At 66.6% G+C, this 23,735-nt stretch carries 20 protein-coding genes; 15 read left to right on the forward strand and 5 right to left on the reverse strand.

The annotated features are described in order from the left end of the window. Window positions 1–170 precede the first annotated feature (170 nt). The 3 genes from OY559_RS07360 to OY559_RS07370 all read left to right on the forward strand — a co-directional run bounded on the left by OY559_RS07360 (window position 171) and on the right by OY559_RS07370 (window position 4,280). Window positions 171–1,316 carry an IS30 family transposase gene (locus tag OY559_RS07360; protein WP_277729946.1) on the forward strand — a complete coding sequence of 382 codons (1,146 nt, stop codon included), beginning with the start codon at window positions 171–173 and terminating at the stop codon, window positions 1,314–1,316. 154 nt (window positions 1,317–1,470) lie between these two features. After that, window positions 1,471–1,974, forward strand: coding sequence for a hypothetical protein (locus OY559_RS07365; protein ID WP_277729394.1), 504 nt, complete (start codon window positions 1,471–1,473; stop codon window positions 1,972–1,974). 134 nt (window positions 1,975–2,108) lie between these two features. Then, entirely contained in the window at window positions 2,109–4,280 is a 2,172-nt protein-coding gene (locus tag OY559_RS07370; protein ID WP_277729395.1) for a prealbumin-like fold domain-containing protein, read from the forward strand. A gap of 385 nt (window positions 4,281–4,665) precedes the next feature. Here the strand turns inward: OY559_RS07370 and OY559_RS07375 are convergent, their stop codons facing one another. Continuing rightward, window positions 4,666–5,385 (reverse strand): helix-turn-helix domain-containing protein, encoded by a 720-nt coding sequence (locus OY559_RS07375; protein ID WP_277729396.1) that lies wholly within the window; start codon window positions 5,383–5,385, stop codon window positions 4,666–4,668. A 377-nt stretch (window positions 5,386–5,762) separates the two neighbouring features. Here OY559_RS07375 and OY559_RS07380 point away from each other — a divergent pair, with 377 nt between their 5' ends. The 8 genes from OY559_RS07380 (at window position 5,763) to OY559_RS07415 (ending at window position 18,017) form a co-directional block, all read left to right on the forward strand. Further along, entirely contained in the window at window positions 5,763–7,634 is a 1,872-nt protein-coding gene (locus OY559_RS07380; RefSeq protein WP_277729397.1) for a serine hydrolase domain-containing protein, read from the forward strand. A gap of 71 nt (window positions 7,635–7,705) precedes the next feature. After that, entirely contained in the window at window positions 7,706–8,707 is a 1,002-nt protein-coding gene (locus OY559_RS07385; protein ID WP_277729398.1) for a dipeptide epimerase, read from the forward strand. After that, window positions 8,704–9,960: a peptide MFS transporter gene (locus tag OY559_RS07390; RefSeq protein ID WP_277729399.1), complete on the forward strand. Its 1,257-nt coding sequence runs from the start codon at window positions 8,704–8,706 to the stop codon at window positions 9,958–9,960. Before OY559_RS07385 ends, OY559_RS07390 begins: the two co-directional genes overlap by 4 nt. A 27-nt stretch (window positions 9,961–9,987) precedes the next feature. Beyond that, window positions 9,988–11,703, forward strand: a complete 1,716-nt coding sequence (locus tag OY559_RS07395; RefSeq protein ID WP_277729400.1) for an N-acyl-D-amino-acid deacylase family protein — start codon at window positions 9,988–9,990, stop codon at window positions 11,701–11,703. 127 nt (window positions 11,704–11,830) lie between these two features. Beyond that, window positions 11,831–14,179 (forward strand): TonB-dependent receptor, encoded by a 2,349-nt coding sequence (locus OY559_RS07400; protein ID WP_277729401.1) that lies wholly within the window; start codon window positions 11,831–11,833, stop codon window positions 14,177–14,179. Between the two features lie 61 nt (window positions 14,180–14,240). Then, the gene (locus OY559_RS07405) at window positions 14,241–15,296 is read left to right on the forward strand and encodes an N-acetyltransferase DgcN family protein (RefSeq protein ID WP_277729402.1); all 1,056 of its coding nucleotides are present in this window, start codon (window positions 14,241–14,243) and stop codon (window positions 15,294–15,296) included. Further along, window positions 15,265–16,440, forward strand: coding sequence for a YkvI family membrane protein (locus OY559_RS07410; RefSeq protein ID WP_277729403.1), 1,176 nt, complete (start codon window positions 15,265–15,267; stop codon window positions 16,438–16,440). The genes OY559_RS07405 and OY559_RS07410 overlap by 32 nt, the downstream gene beginning before the upstream one ends. Then, window positions 16,437–18,017: a serine hydrolase gene (locus OY559_RS07415; RefSeq protein ID WP_277729404.1), complete on the forward strand. Its 1,581-nt coding sequence runs from the start codon at window positions 16,437–16,439 to the stop codon at window positions 18,015–18,017. The genes OY559_RS07410 and OY559_RS07415 overlap by 4 nt, the downstream gene beginning before the upstream one ends. A gap of 18 nt (window positions 18,018–18,035) precedes the next feature. Here the strand turns inward: OY559_RS07415 and OY559_RS07420 are convergent, their stop codons facing one another. Together OY559_RS07420 and OY559_RS07425 are read right to left on the reverse strand one after the other, a co-directional pair. Further along, window positions 18,036–19,040, reverse strand: a complete 1,005-nt coding sequence (locus OY559_RS07420; protein ID WP_277729405.1) for a DNA topoisomerase IB — start codon at window positions 19,038–19,040, stop codon at window positions 18,036–18,038. A gap of 6 nt (window positions 19,041–19,046) precedes the next feature. Continuing rightward, entirely contained in the window at window positions 19,047–19,331 is a 285-nt protein-coding gene (locus OY559_RS07425; protein WP_277729406.1) for a hypothetical protein, read from the reverse strand. 350 nt (window positions 19,332–19,681) lie between these two features. On the opposite strand from OY559_RS07425, the gene OY559_RS07430 reads away from it, so the two are divergent. Continuing rightward, complete coding sequence (locus OY559_RS07430) at window positions 19,682–20,338, forward strand: hypothetical protein (RefSeq protein ID WP_277729407.1); 657 nt, start codon at window positions 19,682–19,684, stop codon at window positions 20,336–20,338. 175 nt (window positions 20,339–20,513) lie between these two features. After that, window positions 20,514–20,735 (forward strand): polyprenyl synthetase, encoded by a 222-nt coding sequence (locus OY559_RS07435; RefSeq protein ID WP_277729408.1) that lies wholly within the window; start codon window positions 20,514–20,516, stop codon window positions 20,733–20,735. 207 nt (window positions 20,736–20,942) lie between these two features. Here OY559_RS07435 and OY559_RS07440 read toward each other — a convergent pair whose 3' ends face one another. After that, window positions 20,943–21,542 (reverse strand): hypothetical protein, encoded by a 600-nt coding sequence (locus OY559_RS07440; RefSeq protein ID WP_277729409.1) that lies wholly within the window; start codon window positions 21,540–21,542, stop codon window positions 20,943–20,945. A gap of 283 nt (window positions 21,543–21,825) precedes the next feature. Here OY559_RS07440 and OY559_RS07445 point away from each other — a divergent pair, with 283 nt between their 5' ends. After that, window positions 21,826–22,212 (forward strand): hypothetical protein, encoded by a 387-nt coding sequence (locus OY559_RS07445; protein ID WP_277729410.1) that lies wholly within the window; start codon window positions 21,826–21,828, stop codon window positions 22,210–22,212. A gap of 10 nt (window positions 22,213–22,222) precedes the next feature. Here the strand turns inward: OY559_RS07445 and OY559_RS07450 are convergent, their stop codons facing one another. After that, window positions 22,223–23,146 (reverse strand): LysR family transcriptional regulator, encoded by a 924-nt coding sequence (locus tag OY559_RS07450; RefSeq protein ID WP_277729411.1) that lies wholly within the window; start codon window positions 23,144–23,146, stop codon window positions 22,223–22,225. Window positions 23,147–23,283: 137 nt separating this feature from the next. Here OY559_RS07450 and OY559_RS07455 point away from each other — a divergent pair, with 137 nt between their 5' ends. Continuing rightward, on the forward strand, window positions 23,284–23,676 hold the full coding sequence (locus tag OY559_RS07455) for a RidA family protein (RefSeq protein WP_277729412.1): 393 nt from the start codon (window positions 23,284–23,286) through the stop codon (window positions 23,674–23,676). Window positions 23,677–23,735: the final 59 nt, after the last annotated feature.

Genomic DNA, 23,735 nt, shown 5'->3' on the forward strand with positions numbered 1-23,735 from the left:
ACCGGACAGGCTTTCCGTCGCGCCGCACACGACGTGAACAACACGACGTAAAAGTGAGTCGACCACCACGCGTGGCCGACTCACTTCCGTGTGCAAGCGCTGGGTGAGTTCAACCCGTCAATGCAACATGATCAACAGTTGCACTGATAGGAGCGAACGATATGGCAAGGATGGGACGGCCCGGCATGTCTCGAGCCCAGAAGCGAGATCTATGGCGACGATGGAAGGGCGGCCAGTCGCTCAGCGACATTGCCCGCTTCTTTGACAAGAATCCGGGTTCGATTTTCGGGGTTCTGGCCGCGCAAGGCGGGATCGCGCCGAGGGAACGTCGCCGATCCGCCCGGTCGCTGAGCTTAATGGACCGCGAAGAGATATCTCGATGCCTAGCTTCTGGCCAGTCGTTTCGCCAGATTGCGCTCAGCCTAGGGCGGCCTACCTCGACGATTAGCCGGGAAGTGGCACGGCATGGTGACCGTGACCGATATCGGGCCGCACATGCCGATGAGGCCGCTTGGGAGGCAGCCCGGAGGCCACAGTCTTGCCGGTTGGCCGATAACCCTCGTCTGCGCTGGTTGGTGGCTTGCAAGCTGGGCCAGCAGTGGTCGCCGGAACAGATCGCCGGCTGGCTTAAGCTGAGGTTCCCGCTCAACCAGGCACTGCAGGTGTCGCACGAAACGATCTACCGGAGCTTGTTCATCCAGGCGCGCGGCCTGCTCAAGAAGGAACTCCTGGCGCACCTGCGCACGCGTCGTCGTATGCGCCACTCAAAGCTGGCCACCGCGATGCCTCGCGGCGGGATCATCGACGCGGTATCGATTCGGGAGCGTCCGGCGGAGGTCGAAGATCGCGCCGTGCCAGGGCATTGGGAGGGTGATCTGATCACGGGCAGCAACAATTCCCACATCGCGACGCTTGTGGAACGGCACTCGCGCTTCGTGATGCTGGTGAAAGTGAAGGGTAAGGACACCAACAGCGTCGTCTCGGCGCTGAGCCGGCAAGTGAAAACACTGCCAACCGCGCTGCGAAAATCGCTGACGTGGGATCGAGGCGGTGAGATGGCCAGCCACAAGAACTTCACCGTGGCGACCGACACGCAGGTCTACTTCTGCGATCCGCAAAGCCCTTGGCAGCGCGGTTCGAACGAAAACACCAATGGCCTTCTGCGGCAGTACTTCCCCGACGGCACGGATCTATCCCGCCATTCGCAGGCATTCTTGAACAAGATCGCCAGACGTCTCAACGAAAGACCTCGTAAGACCTTGGGCTTCCAGACGCCAGCCGCTAAGCTGAGCCAAGCCGTTGCGTCGACGGGTTGAACTCACCTGTCCTTTTTTTGACGGCCGTCACGAATTGATCGGGAGTTGACCTCACTCGAACGACGCAGGCGGTGCATGCGTGAGGTGAGTGGAGGTCGACAGCACGGGCGCGATGCGCCGTGCTCCACCATCACCCGGATCAAGGATCACACCCATGATGTTGTTTCGTAACGTAACGGCGGGCCTGCTGATGGCGGCCGCCGGTCTGACCGCGGCCGTGGATGCCCGCGCGGAAAGCGGTTGCCAGTTCACCCAGGGCTACTGGCAGAACCGTGCGCAGAACGCCGGCGACCTGAGCACCGACGTCTGGCTGACCCTTCGCTATCAGCCCTTCTACCTGTCGGGCCTGACCTATCAGCAGGTACTGCAGGAACCCTCGCGCGGCAATGCGTACTGGATCCTGGCCCACCAGCAGGTGGCTGCCCAGGCCAACTACGTGCTCGGCGCGCAGGCTTCCACCCTCGTCGCGGACGCCCTGGCGCGCGCCAACCAGCTGATGGCCCAGTACACGCCGGCCCAGATCGCCGCGATGCCGAAGAGCAGCGAACTGCGCCAGGAAATGATCGCGGTGTCGCGTGTGCTCGATGACTGGAACAACGGTCTGATCGGCACCGGCACCTGCGACAGCAGCGGCAATCCTGGTGGCGGCAACGGCTGATCCGTGGTCTTCGCTGCATCGCCGTTGTGGATGCGGTCGGCACGATGGCGCGCCCGGAAGAATCCCGGGTGCGTCATCGCGAATGACGCGATAGCGAGCCGGATGCGCATCCATCGGAAGGAAAGGGACTCTGCATGAAGAACAGACTATTCGCCGGGCTGGCCACGCTCGCGTTGGCACTGGGCGGTGGCGCGCCGACGCAGGCGCAGACCGTCGCGTTCGATCATGGCGGCGCGGCGACCGCGACCGGTGCGGGCGCTACCGGTACGCCGTCGCTCAGCTTCAACGTGACTGCGGGGCAGAATCGCATCGTCTTCATCACGGCCACGTTCGAGCGTGACCACTGCACGACGAATACCACCGAAGTCTCGTCGACCTGTGTCGACGAAACCTCCGCCAACAGCAATTTCGCGTCTCCCGCCTTCGGGGCGATGGGGGGGGCGAACGTGCAGATCCAGTTCACCGTAACCGGGCCGGGCGGGTCGACGACGGTGACCAATCCTCTGGTGCCCCCGGCCGGCGATCTCCGGTTCATCAATATCTACGCCACGGCCGCGGCCGCCAGCGGTGCTGATCGGACGGCATATTCGCAGGAGATCTACTTCACTGCGCTCTACGAGTCGCAGCTGCGCATCCTGCTGGGCGGTGCCGACAGCGGCACGCTCACCATCACCCTGCCGAACGTGGACGCGCCGAATCGCGCGGGCGACGAAGCCCTGCTGTCGGCCATGCAGTTCAATCACGTGAGCCAGCTGGCCACCGGTGGACCCGGCACCGGCATCGTACGTTCCGGCATCGATTCCGCCACCACCAACTGCGGCACCGGCCTGATCTACCTGCCGGGCACGAACGCCCCCGGCAACTGGTCGTCATGCCTGAACGGCTACGACGCAGGCCAGGCGCCCGTGAATGCGGGCGATGGCGTGTTGCTGGTGGGCATCAATGGATACGCCCGCAGCGGGCCGATGGACTTTGCCACGGTGCCGGGCTTCACCGAGATACTGAATCCCGCGGTGATCAACACAGACCCCAGCACAACGGGCGTGGCCGGTGCGCACTTCCTGGCCGCCACGGAATCCGACGGCTTCAGCACTTCGTTCCAGTTCGCCAGCGGAATACCCAGCGCCAACGTCACCCTGCAATCGCAGAACGGCGCGCTGACCCCCGCGCAGAGTACCTCGGGTGGCATGTCGGCCAAGTTCACGCTGACGCGCGCGCTGGTGGATCTGTCCATCACCAAGACAAACACCCCCGGCATCAATGGCAACGTCGATCAGGTGAACGACACGGTGGCGCCCGGAAGCACGACCACGTACACCCTCGTTGTCAGTAACCCATCGATGAACTACGCCGACCTGGCGACCCTCATCGACCCGGCGACCACCGGACTGACCAAGACGGCGGTGGCGTGTACGGCAACGACCGGCGGGGCCGTATGTCCGTCCTCGGGCGACGTGACCGTGGCGGCGCTGGAAAGTGCTGGCGGTATCGCCATTCCGACCCTGCCGCCGAACAGTACGATGACGTTCACGGTGACCGCGACGGTGGCCGCCGGCATATCGCCCGTCACCAATACGGCGACGATCCGGGTACCCGATGGCTATGTGGACGCGACGCCGGCGAACAACACCGCCACGGATACCGATGGCTCGGTGACGCAGCTGACCTTGCGCAAGATCAGCCTCGGCGGCGTGGACAGCTTCGGGTTCAGCGGCAGCAATGGCGTGGCGACCCAGACACTGACCACGATCACGGACGGCACGCCGGAGGCCGGGGTCACGCAGCCGCTCACGGCCACATCCACCGCCACCACCATCACCGAGAACACCTCGCCGGCGACGTACCGCGTCACCGACATCACCTGTACCGGGCTGGGTGCAGGTGGCACGGCCACGCCGGATCTCGCCGCGCGCACGGTCGCACTGAACGCTGCCGCCACGGCGCCCGGCAGCGATATCGTGTGCACGTTCACCAACACCTTGCAGCAGGCGGACATCCAGGTGGTGAAGACGGCCTCGCCGGACCCGGTGCTCAGTGGAGGCGTGGTCACCTATTCCATCGTGGCCAGCAACAACGGTCCGCAGGCGGCCAGCAACGTCCTGCTGACCGACGTGGCAGGGGCAGGGCAGGACTGCACCGTGCCCAGCACGACGGCGACCTGCACCGCGACAGACGGAGCCAGCTGTCCGTCGCCGACCGTGCCGGTGAGCAGCCTCCTTGGCGCCGGCATCACGATTCCGAGCTTGCCGGTGGGCGGGCAGGTGACGGTTTCCCTGCAGTGCGCCGTCACCGCAACCGGCTTGTGATCGGCGGCCTTTGCGGCAGCTGGTGCGGTTGCTGTCGTTGAAGCAGCCGGGATGCCGCGCAGTGGCCGTTCGCATGCGTGCCAGACCGCTTCCATGAAGTGAGTCGGGGCGCGCATCGGCAGATCGAAATTTCAGGCTACGCGTGTTGGCGCTGCCTGCAGTGGATGGATCTGCCGCAAGCAGCGCAGAGGAGCCGATTCCATCGACGCAAAGCGGCACGTGTTTGCCCGACAGGCAACTGACGCTCCGGAGGCGTGATCCGGCAACAGAAGGGTTGCGGACAGGACATTACAGGTGAAACCGGCCAGGTTCCCGCCGGCACGATGCCGTTCTCGCGATGAATGCGCGTGGGCGGGTCAGGATCCCGGGCAGAGGCGCGTCGCTGTCACGACTTCGTCTTCGCGGGCACCTTCTTCTGCGCGCGCTTCTCCACCTTCGCGACCGGCGGCTTGATGCGCTCGACCTTGCCATGCTGCGGCGCGTGCTCCTCGCCGTGCAGGGTGAGCAGGGATTCCATCAACTGTTCGTCCGCGCTGGAACATACGCCGAGCAGCAGGACTTCGTCGCAGCCCTCCGCCGCGATGTAGGCATGGCCCATGTTGGAGTCGATGTAGACCGACTGGCCGGTCTCCAGCACGATCGGGTCGTAGAACTCGGTGTGCACTTCCATCCGGCCTTCGAGCACGTGGATGTATTCCTCGCCGGAGTGGTGCACCAGCGCGCCGAATTCCTCGATGCTCTTCGCGCGCACGCGGGTCAGGACCGGGATCATCCGCTTGCGGCGAAGTTCCGGGCACAGGTAGTAGTAATCGTAGTTGGGCGTGTTGACGCGGATCGCATCTTCGATGCGTCCGATGCTGCGCCGCGCCGTGACCGCGGGTTCCGGTATCTCGACCTGCTCGGCGAACAGCTCGGACATCCGCACCTGCAGCCGTTGGCTGAGCTGCAGCAGCTTGTCGTACGTGAGCGTCAGGCGGTCGTGTTCGACCTTGGACAGCGTCGACAGCGGAATGCCCGAATGTTCGCTCATCTGCTTGAGCGTCCATCCCTTGCGTGCGCGAAGCGAGCGCAGCAGTCCGCCGATGGTGGGGTGTTGTGCAGTCATCCTTGCGGGATCTCCTTGGACCCGTCCGCGTTGGGCTGGCATGCCCGGCATACGGTCATCATCGCTTCCGATGCCGACCTCTGGAAAGAGTGGCCGGAGTGAAAGGATCCGGTGCACGACTTTCGGCACGGGTTGACAATTCTCTGATTGGGATCATTATCGCCGAATCAGGATATATCTGCCAGCCTCGCCAAGCAACGGAGGCGGCGACCATCAACTTGCTTCAGTGGGGAGACCGTTCGATGCGTTCGATTCATCAGGTCCTGTGCGGGGCCGTCATGTCCATCATGGTCGCACTGCCTTTGCTGGCCCAGGAGGCCGCCGTACCAGCCGCGTCCGTGCCGCCAGCGTCTGGGACCGCAGGCCCCGTTGTCCCGGTGCAGCCACAGACGGTCGGCCCGGTCCTCACCCGGGAGGATGCGGAAGCCTGGCTGGACGGGTTCTTCCCCTATGCGCTTGCCGCCGGAGACATCGCGGGCGCGGTAGTGGTGGTGGTGAAGGACGGGCAGGTGCTGCTGCAGAAGGGCTACGGTTATGCCGACCTCGAAAAGCGCACACCGGTGGATCCGGAAAAGACGCTGTTCCGCCCGGGCTCAGTCTCGAAGCTGTTCACCTGGACCGCTGTGATGCAACTGGTCGAACAGGGCAAGCTCGATCTCGACGCCGACGTCAACCAGTACATCGACTTCGATATCCCGCCGCGCGATGGCAAGCCAGTGACGCTGCGGCAGGTGATGACGCACACCACCGGCATGGAAGAACAGATCCGCGGATTGATCACCGCGCGCGCCGACGAGATCACGCCGCTGGGCGACGCACTGAAGCGCTGGGTGCCCGAACGCATCCATCCGCCTGGCACCACGCCCGCGTATTCGAACTACGCCACCGCGCTGGCCGGTTATGTGGTCGAGCGCGTGTCGGGCCAGTCGTTCGACGACTACCTTGATGCCCACATCTTCAAGCCGCTGGGCATGACCCGGTCGAGCTTCCGCCAGCCGCTGCCGGCGCCGCTGCTGGAAGGTATGTCGAAAGGCTATGCGAAGGCGTCGGAAGGCGAAGCCAAACCCTACGAGTTCATCAGCCTTGCACCGGCAGGCAGCCTTGCCGCGACCGGTCCGGACATGGCGCGCTTCATGATCGCGCACCTGCAGGACGGTGCCTACGGCGATGCGCGCATCCTGAGCGCGGAAACCGCGGAGAAGATGCACTCCACCGGCCAGGCATCGGTGGGTCCGCTCAACCGCATGATGCTCGGCTTCTACGAGACGTCGGTGAACGGGCATCGCGCCATTTCGCATGGTGGCGACACGCAGTGGTTCCACAGCGACCTGCAGTTGTTCCTCGATGACGGCATCGGCCTGTTCGTGTCGATGAACAGCTCAGGCCGCGATGGTGCGACCGGGCATATCCGCTACGCGCTTTCGCGCGGCTTCGCCGACCGCTATCTGCCCGGCACACCGGACAAGACGGCCGGCGTGTCGAAGGACGATGCGAAGCTCCATGCCGCGCAACTCGCCGGCACCTATACGAGCAGTCGCCGTCCCGACAGCAACTTCGTGTCGCTGGCCAATCTTCTTGGCCCGGTCAAGGTGGTCGCGAACGAAGACGGCACGATCAGCGTCACGCTCGCCTTGGGTCCGGGTGGCGCACCCAGGAAATGGCGCGAGGTCGCCCCCTACCTGTGGCAGGACACCACCAGCACCGACCGGCTCGCGGCGGATGTCGTGGATGGCAAGGTGACGCGCTTCAGCATGGAACCGTACGCGCCGATCATGGTGTTCGAACGGCTGTCGATGTGGCGTTCGCTCTCGATGCCGTTGCTCGTCGCCAGCCTGCTGGTCGTGCTGCTGACCGTGGTGGCGTGGCCGGTGTCGGCGCTGGTGCGCCGGTACTACGGCGTGCGCTACGCGTTGAGTGGAATCGATGCGCGCACGCACCGCCTGGTGCGCATCGCGGCCCTGCTGTCGCTGCTGGCCGTCGGTGGTGCGCTGGGGCTTGTGACGGCCATGCTGACAAAGCTGGAGATGACAAGCCCGAGCACTGACGGGTTGATCATCGCACTGCGCCTGTTCGCTACCGTGGCGCTTCCGGTGAGCGCGTTGATCGCCGTCTGGAACGCATGGCAGGTGCTGGGTAGTCGCCGCAGGCTGCTCGCCAAACTGTGGGCGCTGTTGCTGGCGCTGGCGTGCCTGTTCCTGCTCTGGATCGGCTTCGCCCACCATCTGATCGGTTTCGGCGCCAACTACTGACCCGCGCATGGCCGGCGCGCACCAGCGCCGGCCATGCATTCCGTATCCGCCTGCATCCGCGCGAGGCTGCCGTGCCCGTCGAACTCGAACTGCACAACGAACCCTTGCCCCTGTCCGCACCTTTCCGGATCGCGGGCCATGTGTTCGAGGCCATGCCGGCCACCATCGTCACGCTGCGCGATGGCGATCACATCGGGCGTGGCGAGGCCGCGGGCGTCTACTACAACGACGACCATCCCGGGCAGATGCTGGCCACGCTCGAACGCCTGCGCCCACGCATCGAGGCCGGCCTGGACCGCGAAACGCTGCGCACCCTGTTGCCCGCAGGTGGCGCCCGCAACGCACTCGACTGTGCGCTGTGGGAACTGGAATCCCAGCGCAGCGGGCAACCCGTGTGGAAGCTTGCGGGCCTGGAAAGCGTTGCTCCGCTGGTGACCACGTTCACCGTCGGCGCCGACGATCCCGACGTCATGGCCGAACGCGCCGCCTCGTATCGGCAGGCCCGTGCCCTGAAGTTGAAGCTGACCGGTGAGGCGTCGCTCGATATCGCGCGGGTGCGTGCGGTGCGCGCGCGATGCCCGGACGCCTGGATCGGCGTGGACGCCAATCAGGGCTACGCAGCCGATACGTTGCCGTCGTTGCTGCCGGTGCTGGTGGAAGCGAGGATCTCGCTGCTGGAACAACCGTGCGTGCGCGGCGAAGAGCAGCAGCTCGACGGCATTGCACGGGCGGTGCCGTTCGCCGCCGACGAAAGCATCCTCGACCTGGCCGAACTGGAAGCACGGCACGCCCGCTTCGACGTCATCAACATCAAGCTCGACAAGTGCGGCGGGCTTACCGAAGGCCTGATGATGGCGCGCCGCGCACGCGAGCTGGGCAAGCAGGTGATGGTCGGCAACATGGCGGGCACCAGCTTGGCGGCCGCGCCGGCCTTCGTGCTGGGCCAGTACTGCGATGTCGTCGATCTGGACGGCCCCATCTTCATGGCGCGCGACCGCACGCCGTCGGTGCGCTACGAGGACGGGCGCATCCATTGTGGCGACGAGGTGTGGGGGCCGAAGGCGCGCGCATGACGGCCGTGGTCGACAAGACGTGGTTCGGCCATCCGCGCGGACTGACCATCCTGTTCCTCACCAACATGTGGGAGTTGTTCTCCTACTACGGCATGCGGGTGCTGCTGGTCTACTACATGACCAAGCAACTGCTGTTCGCGCAGGAAAAAGCTTCGCTGATCTACGGCACCTACACTGCGATGGCGTACTTCACGCCGATCCTCGGCGGCATGATCGCGGACCGTTACCTGGGCAAGCGCAATGCGGTGGTGATCGGCGGCACCATCATGGCGATCGGCCACTTCGTGATGACGTTCGAGCCCATGTTCTACCTGGCGCTGGCGACCATCGCACTGGGCAACGGGCTGTTCCTGCCCAGCCTGCCCAGCCAGATCAACGACCTGTATGCAGCCGATGATCCGCGGCGGGGCCGCGCGTACAACGTGTACTACGTGGGCCTGAACATCGGCGGCTTCATGGCGCCGCTGGTCTGCGGCACGCTCGGCGAGGTCTACGGCTGGCACTACGGCTTCGGCGCGGCCGGCATCGGCATGTTCATCGGTCTGCTGGTGTACGTGTTCGGTCGCGGCTACCTGCCGCCGGAGCCGCCGCGCACGCGTCCGCCGGCCGACGCGGCACCGGGTCGCCAGGATCGCAGGCTGTGGTGGCTGCTGCTGGGCGTAGGCATCGCGGCCACGATCTTCCGGGGTGCCTACGAGCAGATCGGCAATACGTTGCCACTGTGGATCGACGGCAGCGTCGAGCGTGCTTCGGCGGGCTTCGTGATCCCCATGACATGGTTCCAGTCGCTCAATCCGTTGCTGGTCATCAGCATGACCCCGTTGCTGCTGCTTCACTGGCGTCGTCGCGCGGAGCGGGGCAGCGACACATCACCCGCCCTCCGCATGGCGATCGGCGCGCTGATCGTCGCCGTGGCGTATGTGCTGCTGGCCGTGGTCGCCGGCGTCCACGGCGATGCGCGCGTGGGGTGGCCCTGGCTGGTGGCGTTCTTCGTCATCCTGACCTTCGGCGAGCTCTATATCCTGCCGACGGGGTTGGGGTTGTTCGCGAAACTGGCGCCGCCGCGGCTGGGCGCCACCACGGTCGCCTCGTGGTTCCTCGCTGTGTTCAGCGGCAGTCTGCTGGCCGGCCTGGTGGGAACCCTGTGGTCGACGATGAGCCATGCCGGCTTCTTCCTGCTGCTCGCGGCGCTGGCCGTGCTGGCGGCTGCGCTGCTGTGGCGGCTGGACCGCCCGATCCGCACCCTGCCATGACCTTCACTGACTGACGGAGCACCGACCATGCCACGACTGCCGCTGACATTGCTTGCACTCGCGCTTGCCGCCAGCAGTACGGCGCATGCGGGCGAAGCATCCGTGCCCCGTTACGACCTGCTGATCCGCAACGGGCTGGTGTACGACGGTACCGGCGCCGCGCCACGCGCGCTGGACGTGGCGGTGAACGCGGACCGCATCGTCGCGCTGCTTCCGGCGGGCCAGCCTGCGACGGCCGGCCACGTGGTGGATGCCCGGGGCAGGGCGGTGTCGCCCGGATTCATCAACACGCTCAGTTGGGCGACCGAATCCCTGATCGTGGATGGTCGCGGCGTGAGCGACACGAAACAGGGCGTGACGCTGGAGATCTTCGGCGAAGGCTGGTCGATGGGACCGGTCAACGCGCGCATGAAGGCCGATGCATTGAAGCAGCAGGGCGACATCCGCTACGACATCCCGTGGAGCACGCTCGGCGGCTACCTCGACTTCCTCGAGAAGCGCGGCGTCACGCCCAACGTCGCCTCGTTCATCGGCGCGACCACCGTGCGCATCCAGACCCTAGGCGAGGACGACATCACGCCCGATGCCGGACAGCTGCGCCAGATGCAGGACGTGGTGCGCCAGGGCATGCGCGAGGGCGCGCTGGGCGTCGGCAGCTCGCTGATCTATCCGCCCGCCTCGTTCGCGGACACCCCTGAGCTCATCGCACTCGCGCAGGCGGCGGCCGAGTCGGGCGGTGGCTACGTGTCGCACATGCGCAGCGAGGCGGACCGCTTCCTAGAATCGCTGGACGAAACCATCGCCATCGCGCGCGCCACCGGTCAGCGCGCCGAGGTCTACCACCTCAAGGCCGCGGGCGAGAAGAACTGGCCGAAGATGGGCCAGGCCATCGCCAGGATCGAAGCGGCACGCGCGGAAGGCCTGAAGGTGAGCGCCAACATGTACGCCTATACCGCGGGCGGCACCGGCCTGACCGCGAGCCTGCCGCCGTGGGTCCAGGCCGGCGGCCACGACGCCATGATGCAGAGGCTGAGGGACCCCGCGATCCGCGCGCGCGTGGTGGCCGAGATGCGCGACCCCGGCGTCGCCTGGGAGAACCTGCGGCTGCTAGCCGGCTCCGACGAACGCCTGGTGCTGATCGACTTCAAGAACCCGGCGCTGAAACCGCTGACGGGCAGGACGCTGGCATCGGTGGCGCGCGAACGCGGTACGCCGGTCGAGGACACGGTGATCGACCTGGTCCTGGAGGACGACTACCGCATCGGCACGGCCTACTTCCTGATGAGCGAGGAGAACGTCGAGCTGGGCCTGAAGCAGCCCTGGGTCAGCCTCGGCTCCGACGCCGAATCCTCTGCGCCGGAAGGCGTGTTCCTGAAGTCGAGCACGCATCCGCGCGCCTACGGCAATGTCGCGCGCTTCCTCGGCCACTACGTGCGCGACCGCAGGCTCATGTCGCTGGAGGAGGGCATCCATCGCCTCACCGGCCTGCCTGCCGCGAACTGGAAGCTGACCGACCGCGGCTGCCTGCGCCCCGGCTGCCATGCGGACATCGTGGTGTTCGATCCGGTGGCCATCACCGATCACGCCACCTACGACAAGCCCCAGCAGTACGCCACGGGCGTGGACGAGGTCTTCGTCAACGGCGTGCAGGTGCTGCGTGCGGGCGAGCACACCGGGGCCACGCCGGGCCGGGTCGTGCGCGGCCCCGGTTGGGTGGCGCCGGCCGGACAGGCGCCCGACTGAAATTTTCCGTTCCTGTTGACAATTCTCTGATTGAGATAAATAGTCCGGATCAGGATATCCCTCTGTGCGTTCCGGTCGGGGCCGGAACCACCCCTCCGCTGATCCTTCTTCGTCCGGGAGAGCAGGCATGAACGCGTTCCAGTCCGCACGGCCGTGGTACCGCAAGCAACTTTCCCTCGCGATCGCCGGTGCGCTGGCCTGTGCCGGCGTTCCCGCATTGGCGCAGGACAGCCCGGGTGCCGACGCCCAGTCTTCCGCCGGCACCGCGGACGCGGCGACCAACCTCGATACTGTGGTGGTCACCGCCAACAAGCGCGTGGAGAACGTGCGCGAGGTGGCTGCCTCGATCAGCGTGGTCGGCGAACGCCAACTGGAGAACATCGGTGCCGTCTCGCTGTCCGACTACGCAGCCCTCATCCCCGGCATGCAGGTGCAGAACGGTGGTGCCCCAGGTCTGACGTCGGTATCGCTGCGCGGCATTTCCGCCATGTCCTCCAGCGCCACGGTGGCCACGTACATCGACGAAGTACCGGTCGGCTCCAGTGGCATCTACCAGGGCGCCAACACGCTGATGCTCGACCTGCTGCCCTACGATGTCAGCCGTGTGGAAGTGCTGCGCGGGCCGCAGGGTACGCTGTACGGTGCCGGCGCCATCGGTGGCCTGCTCAAGTACGTGACGCGTTCACCTGACATGGCCACCGAGGAAGCGCGCGTCGGGGTGGGCGTGCGCTCGGTTGAGGACGGCGACCAGGGCATCAACCTGCGTTTCGGCGCCACGTTGCCGCTGCAGCAGGACCGCATGGCGCTGCGCATGAGCTTCGTCCGCAACGACATCCCGGGATACACCGACAATGCGGTGGACGGGCGCGAAGACATCAACGGCGGCGAACAGCTCGGTGCACGCACGGCGTTGTCATGGGATGGCGACGCCTTCGATCTAAACATGGCCGTGCTGCACCAGCGGATCCGCAGCGATGACCGCGCGGGCGTGGCACTGGATGCGGATACCCGGCAGCCGCTGTCCGGCGAGGACGACGATCTGGCCTGGCAGCCGCGGCCCTTCTCGAAGGAGCTGACGCTGGCCTCGCTGAGCCTGGACTGGGACCTGGGCTGGAGCAACCTGGTGTCCGCGACCGGCTGGTCGCAGACCGACACGCTGGACCAGATCGATGCGACCGTGCAGTTCGGCGGCGTGGCCGATGCCCTGCTGGGTCTTCCCGAGCCCGGAAGCTCCAACGTGCGCTACACCTTCGATCTGGAGAAGTTCACCCAGGAACTCCGCCTGAGCTCGAAGAGCGGCGGTACGTTCGAATGGATGGTGGGCGCGTTCTACACGAAGGAAGACGCGGTGCAGGCGCAGAACGTATGGCTGGGGCAGCTCGACGGGTCGCCGCTGCCGGTGCCGTTCGACAGCATGTTCGGCACGCTTGCGCTGCTGACCCTGCCCAGTACGTATGAAGAAACGGCGGTGTTCGCCAACGGCTCGTGGCGTTTCGGCGAACGTTTCAAGCTGGATGCCGGCGTGCGCCAGGCGCGCAACGACCAGTGGTTCAGCCAGAACGTCACCGAGGGCATCCTGGTGCCGCTGGGCGAATCGCCCGGTGAGTCGAGCGAAGACGTCTTCACCTGGAGCCTGAGTCCGCAGTACAGGTTCAGCGACAGCGTGATGGTGTATGCGCGTGCGGCAACCGGCTATCAGCCCGGTGGTCCGAACGTGGCGCTGCCCGGCATTCCGCCGCAGGTGGATTCCTCGATGCTGGACAGCTATGAGATCGGCCTGAAATCCCAGTTCGCCGACAGGCGGGTGACGCTGGACCTGGCGGCGTTCCGCATCGATTGGGAGGATATCCAGGTGGCGTCCTCCTTCAACGGCATCGGCGGCCTGGTCAACGGTGGCGCAGCGACCAGCGAGGGTGTCGAACTGTCGTCGCTGTTCCGCGTTGGCGACAACCTGTCGCTGGGCGTGAACGCGGCGTACACGAAGACCGAAGTGAAGAACGACTTCGAGCCGACGGTGATCCCGCAGGCCGGGTTCGACGTGGTCCTCAACACCGGGTTGGCGGGCGACCGCATTCCCTACACGCCCAAGCTGACGTGGACGGCGTTCGGCGAATACACGTTCTCGACCGCCGGTGGATTGAATGGCCAGGTCGGCGCGATGCTGCGCGGCGTGGGCAGCCAGCTGAACGACACCACCGAACGCCAGCGCGTCACCGCGTCGGGCGATCCGTCGACGATCCTGGACGAGCAGGTGTTCGCACCGCTGGAACTGGACAGCTACCGCGCGCTCGACGTGTACGCGGGGATCGGCAACGGGCGCTGGGAACTGCGCGCGTACGTCAACAACGTCACCGGCGAGCAGGCGTATTCGTCGATGTCGCCGGTCGACAGCGAGATCACCGGCGCGCGCTCGCACCTGCTGGCCGTGCCGATCCAGCCCCGCACGTTCGGCGTGGAAATCGACTTCCGCTTCTGATCGCACGCCGTCCGCTATGCGGACGGCGCTCGCACCCCTCCAGGATCCGGATACAGCGCGCATGCAGACCGCCGTTTCGTGGGTGTCCGAAGCCGACACGCTTCCGCACCCCTATCTCCTGTTCCTGGGCGACACCGTCGAGCCCAGTTACGCGAAGACCGCCTTCGGGCTGCGCGACTGGGCGCCCGAGCGCTGCGTGGGCGAGTTCGCCTGCGAAGCGGCCACCGTCACCACGGGACTGCCATGGTTGACCCCGGCGCAAGCCCGCGCGGCCGGCGCGCGCGCGATGGTGATCGGCGTGGCCAATCCGGGCGGACATATTCCGTCTTCATGGATACCGCCGCTGATCCAGGCGCTGGAAGCCGGCCTGGACCTGATCGGCGGCATGCATACCCGGTTGCCGGCGGTCGAGCCCCTGCGCCAGGCGGCGCTGACCCTGGGGCGTCGTCTGATCGATGTGCGCGAACCGCCGCCGAACATTCCGGTCGCCACCGGTGCGAAGCGTTCCGGCAACCGGCTGCTGACGGTCGGGACCGATTGCGCACTCGGCAAGAAGTACACCGCGCTGGCACTCGCGCGTGCGTTCCGCGCCCGCGGCGTGGATGCCGATTTCCGCGCCACGGGGCAGACCGGCATCCTGATCGCCGGCGCCGGCATGCCGATGGATGCGGTGGTCGCGGACTTCGCGGCGGGCGCCGCCGAAGCGCTCTCGCCGGCGGCGGCGCCGACGCACTGGGACGTGATCGAAGGGCAGGGCTCGCTGTCCCATCCGGCCTACGCGGGCGTCTCGCTCGCCATCCTGCATGGCAGCCAGCCGGACGTCATCGTGGTCTGCCACGAACCCGGCCGTGCGCATGCGCTCGGCTATCCGCACTACGCGCTTCCATCGATCGAGGAGACCCTCCACCTCGCCCTCAGACTCGGCGCGCGCACCAATCCCGCCATCCGTTGCGCGGGCGTCAGCCTCAACACGGGAAAACTCGACGCCGCAGGGGCGCAACGCACGATCGACGAAGTCGCCCACCGCCTCGGCCTGCCGGTCGCGGACCCCGTCCGCGGTGGCGCCGGCTTCACGGCGCTGGTCGATGCCTGCCTGCAACGGAGCGCGCCAGGGTGAGCCGGTGAGCGGCGCGCCCACGCGCTTCCAGCGCTTCATCCTGCCGGGGCTGGCGTTCAAGGCCGCGGTGATCGGTGGCGGCTACGCCACCGGGCGCGAACTGGCCGAGTACTTCATCCCCAGCGGGCCGCAGGGCGGCATGCTGGCCATCCTCACGGCGATGATCTGCTGGAGCCTGGTCTGCGCGCTGACCTTCGCGCTGGCCCACGCCACCCGCAGCCTGGATTACCGCAGTTTCTTCGCCGTCCTGCTCGGGCCCTTCGCGTTCCTGTTCGAACTGGCCTACCTGGTGTTCATGGTGCTGATCCTCGCCGTGTTCGGCGCCGCGGCGGGCGAGATATTCGCGGCGCAGTCCGGGTGGCCCACGCTGGCGGGCACGCTGCTGCTGATGGCGGGCATCGGGGCGTTCACCGCGTTCGGCAACGACACCGTCGAGGCGCTGTTCAAGTGGGTCTCGGTGTTCCTCTACGGCATCTACGCGTTGTTCGTGCTGATCGTGCTGGCAGGTTTCGGCGACCGCGCCTTCGCCACCCTGGCCACGCCGCAGCCGACCACGGGCTGGCTGCAGGGCGGCCTGACCTACGCCGGCTACAACATCGTCGGCGCCGTGATCGTGCTGCCGCTGGTGCGGCACTTCCTCAGTCAACGCGATGCCATCGTGGCCGGCGTGCTGTCAGGTCCGTTGGCGATGCTGCCGGGCCTGTTGTTCTTCGTCTGCATGCTGGCGTGGTATCCGCAGATCGGGCAGGAAGCCCTGCCGTCGGACTACATCCTGCGGCAGCTCGACATGCCCGTGTTCCATCTCCTGTTCCAGTTGATGATCTTCAGCGCGCTGCTGGAAAGCGGCACCGCCGTGATCCATGCGTCGAACGAACGCATCGCCGGTGCGTGGCATGCGCGCCGTGGTGCCGTGCTGACGAAGACCTGGCGGCTCGGCGTGGCCGCGCTGCTGTTGACGGGCTCCATCTTCATCGCCGACCGGGTCGGCCTGGTGGCATTGATCGCCCAGGGCTACCGGGGCCTGGCGTACCTGTTCCTGGTGGTCTACGTGCTGCCGCTGTTCACCCTTGGCGTCTGGCGACTGTGGCGGCCGCCGCGGCCCGCTGCCTCGCCGGACCCGATGCCTGAAGGAGATTCCGCATGACCCTAACCATGAAGGCGATGCTTGCCCTCCTGCTGCTGGGCCTCGCGCCGCAGGCAGGCGCGCAGGTGCCCGCCGGCTTCGACGCCCGCGTCGAGCAGGCCATGCATTCGCGCGATGTGCCGGGCATGGCCATCTCGATCGTGAAGGATGGAAAGATCGTGCACGCCCGGGGCTACGGCGTGCGCCGGCTGGGTAGTCCCACGCCGGTCGACGCGGACACGATCTTCCCCACCGGCTCCACCGGCAAGGCCGTCACCGCCGCGGCCCTGGCGATCCTGGTCGACGACGGCAAGCTCGCCTGGGACGACAAGGTGATCGACCACCTGCCGGATTTCCGCATGCATGACGCATGGGTCACCCGCGAGATGACAGTGGCCGACCTGCTGCTGCATCGCAGTGGGCTGGGGCTGGGTGCCGGCGATCTTCTGTTCATCCCCCGCACGTCGCGGAGCCGCACCGACATCGTGCACGCGCTGCGCGGCATCAAGCCAGCCACCAGCTTCCGCAGCGGCTATGCGTACGACAACATCCTGTACATCGTCGCGGGCGAACTGGTCACCCGGGTCAGCGGGCAGCCCTGGGAAGACTTCGTGCGTGCGCGCATCTTCAAGCCCCTGGGCATGACGACGGCGGTGAGCGACGAGAAAGACCGTTTCGCCACGGCCAATCGCGTGCAGCCGCATGCGCGCCTGGATTCGAGATTGCGCGGGCTGGGGCCGCAGCAGGTGTTGCCGGAACGCGAGGGGCTGGGGCAGGTGGGTGCGCCCGCGGGCGGGCTGTCGTGGAGTGCGAAGGATTTCGCGCGCTGGATGCAGGTGCAGCTGGCGCTCGGCGCAGTCCCCGGCGGGGACGGCGCGCGCCTGTACAGCGAAGCTTCCGCGCGCGCGATGTGGACGCCGCAGGTGCCCGTGCCGATCAGGCCGTTTCCCGCACCGATCAGCGACATCACGCCGCAGTTCTCCGGCTACGGCTATGGCTGGAGCGTGCAGGACTACCGCGGCGTGAAAGTCGTGCAGCACGGCGGCGCGGTGTTCGGCGTGCTCGCCTTCGTGGTGCTGGTGCCCGAGCGCAACCTGGGCATCGCGCTGCAGATCAACGCCGAGGACGTGGAGGTGATGCGTGGCCTCGGTTACGAACTGCTCGACCACTACCTGGGCTTCGAGGCGCGCGACTGGGTGGACGCGTTCTCCACCTGGAACCGCGAACGGCTGGCCGGCGGCCTGGAGGCACTGGCGCAGGCCGGCAGCGCCACCGCGGCGGCATCGCGCCCGTCGCTGCCGCTGGCCGGCTATGCCGGCGATTACGCGGACGCGTGGTATGGCCCGGTCCGCATCGCCGAGCAGGCCGGCGCGCTGCGCATCGACTTCCGGCAGACGCCCGGCATGGTGGGCACGCTGCGCCACTGGCAGTACGACACCTTCCGCGCCGAGTGGGATGACGCATCCATCGAACCGGGGTACGTGACGTTCGCGCTCGATGCCGAAGGCCGGGTGGCCCGCATCACGATGAAGGCCGCCTCGCCGCTGGCCGATTTCAGCTACGACTACCACGACCTGCTGTTCGAACCGGCGAAGTAGCGGCACGCCCGCCCGGATTCACGACGCCTTGCGCGTGGCCCGGCGGAGGTAGCGGATCGTGGCGGCTTCCCATTGCCGCGGGCCGCTTGCGCCGCGGGCGGCCTGCCGCAGGCGGCCATCTTCCCAACCGCTGAACACGCGCGGATCCACGTAGTTCTTCTCGCAGATGCGCGGTGTATTGCCCAGCAAGTCGGCGGCACCGCGCAGCACGTCCCGCCGCACCTGCGCGCGGGCCGATGCATCTTCCGGGGCCGGCGCTGGCAGCGCAGCCAGTGCGCGGAACGCGAACAGCGTGGCGCCCAATGTGCGGAAATCCTTCGCGGTGTACGGGCCATGCAGGTGCGTCTGCAGGTAGTCGTTGACATCGCCCGAGGTGATGCGCTGCACGCGGCCGTGCTCGCGATACTGGAACAGCGCCTGGCCGGGCAGTTGCCGGCACTGGCGCACCAGCCGTACCAGTCGCGCATCGCTGACGCGGGATAGCAGTGCCTTGCCGCCCTTGCCACGGAAGGCGAAACGCACTTCGCCCCCGGCGATGAAGTGCGCGTGCACGTTGCGCAGGGTGGTGAGGCCGTACGAACCGTTCTCCTTCGCATAGCTTGCGTTGCCCACCCGCAGCAGGGTGTGGCCGAGCAGGGCGACGACCAGCGCCACCACTTTCTCGCGAGGGAAGCCCGGCAGGGCGAGATCGGCACGCACCTGCCGGCGCAGGTGCGGCAGGGCTTCGGCGAAGGCGATCAGGCGGTCGTACTTGCGTGCCCCGCGCTCGGCCTGCCACGCGCGGTGGTAGCGGTACTGCTTGCGCCCGCGCGCGTCACGGCCGGTGGCCTGCAGGTGGCCGCGCGCATCGGCGCAGATCCATACGTCGGTATAGGCGGGCGGAATGGCGAGTTGGCGGATGCGTGCAAGCGTGGCGGGATCGCGAACCGCGCGGTCGCGCGCATCCAGATACGTGAAGCCACGCCCGCGGCGGCGCCTGCGCAGGCCGGGCATCGCATCCGTGGTGTAGTGCAGGCTGCCCATCGCGCCTCAGAAGTCGTCGACGTACTCGAGCACCAGTCCGTACTGCGCGGCGACATCGTCGGCTGCATCGCGCACGGCATCGGCGTGCGACGAACCCACTTCGATCTCCAGCGCATGCACGTCGCCGCCGCCGATGTCGTCGGCAAGGCCGGCGGAACTGGAGTCGTCGTCGTCCATGTGCGGCATCAGGTCCGCCAGTTCCTCGACGCGTTCCACGCCGTCCAGTCCATGCAACGCCGTCACCAGCGCATCGAAGCCGATGCGCGGGCCGGTGGCTCGCAGTCTGATCATGGTCATGCTCTTCCCTCGTGCCGCGCGCATTCGCGGTTCGTCCGAACATAGGGCGGCCCCGGTCACGCCTTCGTGAAGTCATCCCGGTGTCAGTGGAGCTGCGTTCAGCACGTTTTCTTCACGCAGGGCAATGGCAAGCGGCATTCCGTCGCAACATGACCGCGAACGTACCAGCGAAGCCTTTCCAGTCCCGTTTGCAGGAATGCACGCCATGTGCCTTCTCCTCGCACGGCGGGGAGAAGGTGGCCGAAGGCCGGATGAGGGGCGAGCGCAGTCTCCACCCCCCGCAACCTCTTCACGCCGCGCTACCATCCTCCCCGGGGCCGTCGGAGTCCCGCAGGGAGCAGGGGATGAAGGAATCACGCGCAATCCAGCCGCCGCGCTCGTGGGCCGTGCTGTTGTCGGTGTTGATGGTGTGCGCGCCGTGGCTGGCGCAGGCGCAGGCGTTGTCGGGCCTGCGGGTATTGCCGCATGAAGGTCCGGACTCTTCGTTTTCCGGGTGGCAGAGCGAGGGTGCGGTGCCGGCGGCGTTGACGGTGCCGCTGGAGCTGGGCGACGAGGTGTACGGCGCGACGTTGCAGGTGCAGCCGGCGAAGGCGGGCGAAACGTACCGGGTGCGGGTGCAATACGAAACCAGCCTGGGCCTGAGTGCGGAAGGTCCGCACCTGGATCTCACGGACTGGAAGCACTGTGTGTCGGACTGGGAGGTGGCGGAGGCGGTCGATGCGGTGTCGTTCGTGTTGCCCACGCCGTCAGCGGAACAGCACGCGTGTTTCCCCAGCTACACGCGTGCGGAACTTGAGCAGGCGGTGCGTGCGTACGCGGTGGCGCAGGGCGATCCGGCGATGGCCGATGACTGGATTCCCCGCATCGGAGAGGGCGACGCGCTGGGCACAGTGGTGCCGTTCGTGGCGATCAGCGCGGTGCGGGTGAGGGTGGAAGTGTTGCGGAAGGGGAAATGGATCGAGGTGACGACGGTGGGGTTTTTGCCGCCGATGGGGTGTTGAGGGGGCGCTGAGTTTGGTCGCCGATAGCTACGCGCCCAACTACGTAGAGGTGAGCTTTCGAACCCCAACATCGGGATGCCGGAAAGCCAGCGCCGTTGGGCTTCACTTCGTTCAGCCCAACCTATCCCGGGTTGCTGGTGCACAATGCGGCACCTTTATTTGATCTGGACGCATCATGGACATCGAAGCCCTTCTGAGTGCCGCGCTGCGCGAGGCGGGTTACGGGCAGGACGCCATCGGCTCGGCGATGCCCAGGATCCTGCGCATCCTGGAGGCCGAGGACGTGCGCATCGAAATGGGGCGCAATCTATCGCGCAAAGAACGCGAGTACGTGCGCCTCCAGCTCGAACTGGGACTCAGCGTGCGGGAAGTGGTTGCCGGCTTGAAGAACAGATGAGCGGCAGCCGTAGGATGGGTTGAGCCGAAGGCGATACCCATCGCGTGCAGGGACCGACAACAGCGAGTTGTGACGGCGAAAGAAGCAGCGCAACGCAGACTTCAGTCTCTGCCATGCCGTCGTATCGATGGGTAGACCGGCTTCGCCGTTGAAAGCCGCCTTCGGCTCAACCCATCCTACGCGCGCTTCCGTCGTAACGGGGCATCGTCAATTCGGCCGGTCACGCGGTGCATGGCGCACGACGTTCGTCTCGCCACGGTCGGTCATGCCCGCTGCATTGGAAGGCGACATCTGCCCGAACTCTTCCTCCGTCATTCCGGAGAGTTGGATCCGGAGATCGTTCTCCACCTCGACTCTCCGCCGGTTGACCAGGGTCTGCAGCGCATCCAGAAGTTCGGAAAAATCCATGGCCTCAAGACGGCCCAGGGAGAACATCGGGACCCGTTCGCAGCCGATACGGAGGTAGCCGTCGCCATCACGCACGGCCTTTGCGGCGTAGGTGTGATCGACGCCGCCAGGATGCGAAATCAGCGTGTCGCGCAGCCTCCTGAAGTGTCGGTGGCGCACCTGAAGCAGTTCCGGGAGGCTCCCGATCACCTCGGCAGCACCCCAGGGCGCGACGCCCTTGCCGAAGCACCGGCCATAGTGGACCAGGGCCGCCGTCCACCACGCCTCGACATCGCTGTCTGGCGCTGCATCCAGTATCCGATCCACGTACATGGTCGCGGCGACCAGGTCATCCGCAATACCGCTCAGTATCTCCAGCCGACGCGCCTGATTTCCGTCCAATCGTCTGGCTTCCGACATTCCTTGCTCCTGATCCACCGTTCCTGGCACGTGACCTTACGCCTGCTGTCACGGTCAAAGGATGAAATCCGGGCAACCGCACATCGGATAACTTCAGGTAAACGCATCTACCTGCGTGATCACCTGCGGCTCGCAGGACGGGTAAGTCGCGGATGGCCTTCAACGGCGCAACCGGTCTGCCTGTTGCATGAAGCGAACTAGGACCGCCGCTTGCAGTGGCGACAGGAAACCGGATGAATCATCGATACTCCGCAGGCCCACCCACGACAGACGACAGGCCCCGATGAAGACCCCAGTCGCCGCCCTGCTGCTTCTCCTCACCTGTTTTTCCACCCTCGCAACGGAGAAGACCGAGCGCAAGAAATGGGAATGGCACGGCCCCGGTGAGGCGGGTGCGTGGCTGCAGACAGAGAAGCGCGGAAGCACGGTCACGTTCAGCCTCGAATTGAACCGGGGGGAACCGTCGTACAACCTCGGCCGGGCCTCCGGGCAGTTCCCCCTGGAACACCATCTGGGCATCTATCAGCCCTACGAACTCCCGGGGTGCGCGTTGGCCTTCGCGTTCGTCGGCGATGAGGTGGAGATCAAGCAGGTCGGCTCCGACTTGGATTGCGGCTTCGGCTTCGGCGTGATGGCGACCCATCTGCTCACGCTCAAGCAGACGGAGTGAGCGCGCCCACTCAACGCGGCGGCTGTATGGCCGGCGCATGCTGCGCCATCAGCTCCACGATCCAGTCGATGAACACCCGCAGCTTGCGGCTGACGTGGCGGCTTGGCGGGAAGGCCACGTACAGCGGCATCGGGTCGAGCTGCCAGTCCTCGAACAGCGGCACCAGTTCGCCGCGCGCCAGCGGTGCGCGCGCCATGTACTGCGGCAGCCACAACACGCCCAGGCCTGCGATGCCCGCGGCCAGGTAGGTATTGCCATCGTCCACCGACAGCACATGCCGGCCGTGCACGCGCACCTGCTCGTCGCCGCGCCACATCGCATACGCCAGCGGCGCGCCGGTGCGTGAACCGCGATATCCGATGATGCGGTGGTGGCCGTCTTCCAGTGCCTGCGGATGCGACGGCTCGCCCGCGCGCGCCAGATAGTCCGGCGCGGCGTACACCCCCAGCGTCAGGTCGGCGACGTGCCGCGCGCGCAGCGACGGCTCGGTGAGTTCGCCGCCGCGCACCACGCAGTCCACGTTCTCGTCGATCAGGTCCACCTTGCGGTCGCTGGCGCCCAGATCCAGCTGGATGTCCGGATACCGCGCGTGGAAGACGGGCAGGGCAGGCACCACGATCAGGGTGGCCAACGGCGCGGGCACGTCCACGCGCAGGCGGCCGCGCGGCGAGGCGGACGCTGCCGACAGACTGGTCTCGGCATCGTCCAGGTCGGCCAGCAGGCGCACGACGCGCTCGTAGTAGGCGGTCCCGTCGGCAGTGGCGTTGACCCTGCGCGTGGTGCGGTGGAGCAGCTTCACGCGCAGGTGGGTTTCCAACTGCTGCACGAGCTGGGTCACGCGCGTCCTGCTGGTCTGCAGCGTGTCGGCGGCCTGGGTGAAGCTGCCGGTTTCCACCACGCGGACGAAGGCCTGCATCGCATCGATACGGTCCATGTGGTCTCCGGAGGGCCGAACGGGATTGTTTGGATTCTACAAACAGTGATCCCCGGACCCGCGTGTTTATCGCGCGGACGCGGCTGCCTAGAGTGATCCCACGTGCCGGAATCACCGGCCCCCCAAGGAGATATCCCATGAGTACCCGTGATGCTGTGTTCCCCGCCGGCCGGCATGAGCTGTACGCCACCCACCGCTATTCCGCCGCGATCAGGTCGGATGACCTGCTGTTCGTGTCCGGTCAGGTCGGCAGCCGCGACGACGGTTCGCCCGCACCGGATTTCGAAGCCCAGGTCCGCCTGGCATTCGCCAATCTCGAAGCGACCCTGCGTGCCGCCGGATGCGGATTCGACGACATCGTCGACGTCACCACCTTCCATACCGATCCCGCACGCCAGTTCGACACGGTGCTGGCCGTGAAGGACGAAATCTTTCCGCAAGCACCCTATCCGAGCTGGACCGCCATCGGCGTCACCTGGCTCGCGGGCTTCGACTTCGAGATCAAGGTCATCGCGCGCATTCCGCGCTGAACATCCGAGTGGCGAAGGTCGGGTGCGGCCTGGTGCCCAGGCTGCACCCGACTGGATGC

The organism is Pseudoxanthomonas sp. SE1, from assembly GCF_029542205.1.
Classification (GTDB): Bacteria; Pseudomonadota; Gammaproteobacteria; order Xanthomonadales; family Xanthomonadaceae; genus Pseudoxanthomonas_A.

What these genes read in the sequence shown, in the direction of transcription:
- OY559_RS07360 (WP_277729946.1), top strand. Translation starts at nt 171, where the DNA reads ATGGGACGGCCCGGCATGTCTCGAGCCCAGAAGCGAGATCTATGGCGA.
- OY559_RS07365 (WP_277729394.1), top strand. Translation starts at nt 1,471, where the DNA reads ATGATGTTGTTTCGTAACGTAACGGCGGGCCTGCTGATGGCGGCCGCC.
- OY559_RS07370 (WP_277729395.1), top strand. Translation starts at nt 2,109, where the DNA reads ATGAAGAACAGACTATTCGCCGGGCTGGCCACGCTCGCGTTGGCACTG.
- OY559_RS07375 (WP_277729396.1), bottom strand. Translation starts at nt 5,385, where the DNA reads ATGACTGCACAACACCCCACCATCGGCGGACTGCTGCGCTCGCTTCGC.
- OY559_RS07390 (WP_277729399.1), top strand. Translation starts at nt 8,704, where the DNA reads ATGACGGCCGTGGTCGACAAGACGTGGTTCGGCCATCCGCGCGGACTG.
- OY559_RS07395 (WP_277729400.1), top strand. Translation starts at nt 9,988, where the DNA reads ATGCCACGACTGCCGCTGACATTGCTTGCACTCGCGCTTGCCGCCAGC.
- OY559_RS07400 (WP_277729401.1), top strand. Translation starts at nt 11,831, where the DNA reads ATGAACGCGTTCCAGTCCGCACGGCCGTGGTACCGCAAGCAACTTTCC.
- OY559_RS07405 (WP_277729402.1), top strand. Translation starts at nt 14,241, where the DNA reads ATGCAGACCGCCGTTTCGTGGGTGTCCGAAGCCGACACGCTTCCGCAC.
- OY559_RS07410 (WP_277729403.1), top strand. Translation starts at nt 15,265, where the DNA reads ATGCCTGCCTGCAACGGAGCGCGCCAGGGTGAGCCGGTGAGCGGCGCG.
- OY559_RS07415 (WP_277729404.1), top strand. Translation starts at nt 16,437, where the DNA reads ATGACCCTAACCATGAAGGCGATGCTTGCCCTCCTGCTGCTGGGCCTC.
- OY559_RS07420 (WP_277729405.1), bottom strand. Translation starts at nt 19,040, where the DNA reads ATGGGCAGCCTGCACTACACCACGGATGCGATGCCCGGCCTGCGCAGG.
- OY559_RS07425 (WP_277729406.1), bottom strand. Translation starts at nt 19,331, where the DNA reads ATGATCAGACTGCGAGCCACCGGCCCGCGCATCGGCTTCGATGCGCTG.
- OY559_RS07430 (WP_277729407.1), top strand. Translation starts at nt 19,682, where the DNA reads ATGAAGGAATCACGCGCAATCCAGCCGCCGCGCTCGTGGGCCGTGCTG.
- OY559_RS07435 (WP_277729408.1), top strand. Translation starts at nt 20,514, where the DNA reads ATGGACATCGAAGCCCTTCTGAGTGCCGCGCTGCGCGAGGCGGGTTAC.
- OY559_RS07440 (WP_277729409.1), bottom strand. Translation starts at nt 21,542, where the DNA reads ATGTCGGAAGCCAGACGATTGGACGGAAATCAGGCGCGTCGGCTGGAG.
- OY559_RS07445 (WP_277729410.1), top strand. Translation starts at nt 21,826, where the DNA reads ATGAAGACCCCAGTCGCCGCCCTGCTGCTTCTCCTCACCTGTTTTTCC.
- OY559_RS07450 (WP_277729411.1), bottom strand. Translation starts at nt 23,146, where the DNA reads ATGGACCGTATCGATGCGATGCAGGCCTTCGTCCGCGTGGTGGAAACC.
- OY559_RS07455 (WP_277729412.1), top strand. Translation starts at nt 23,284, where the DNA reads ATGAGTACCCGTGATGCTGTGTTCCCCGCCGGCCGGCATGAGCTGTAC.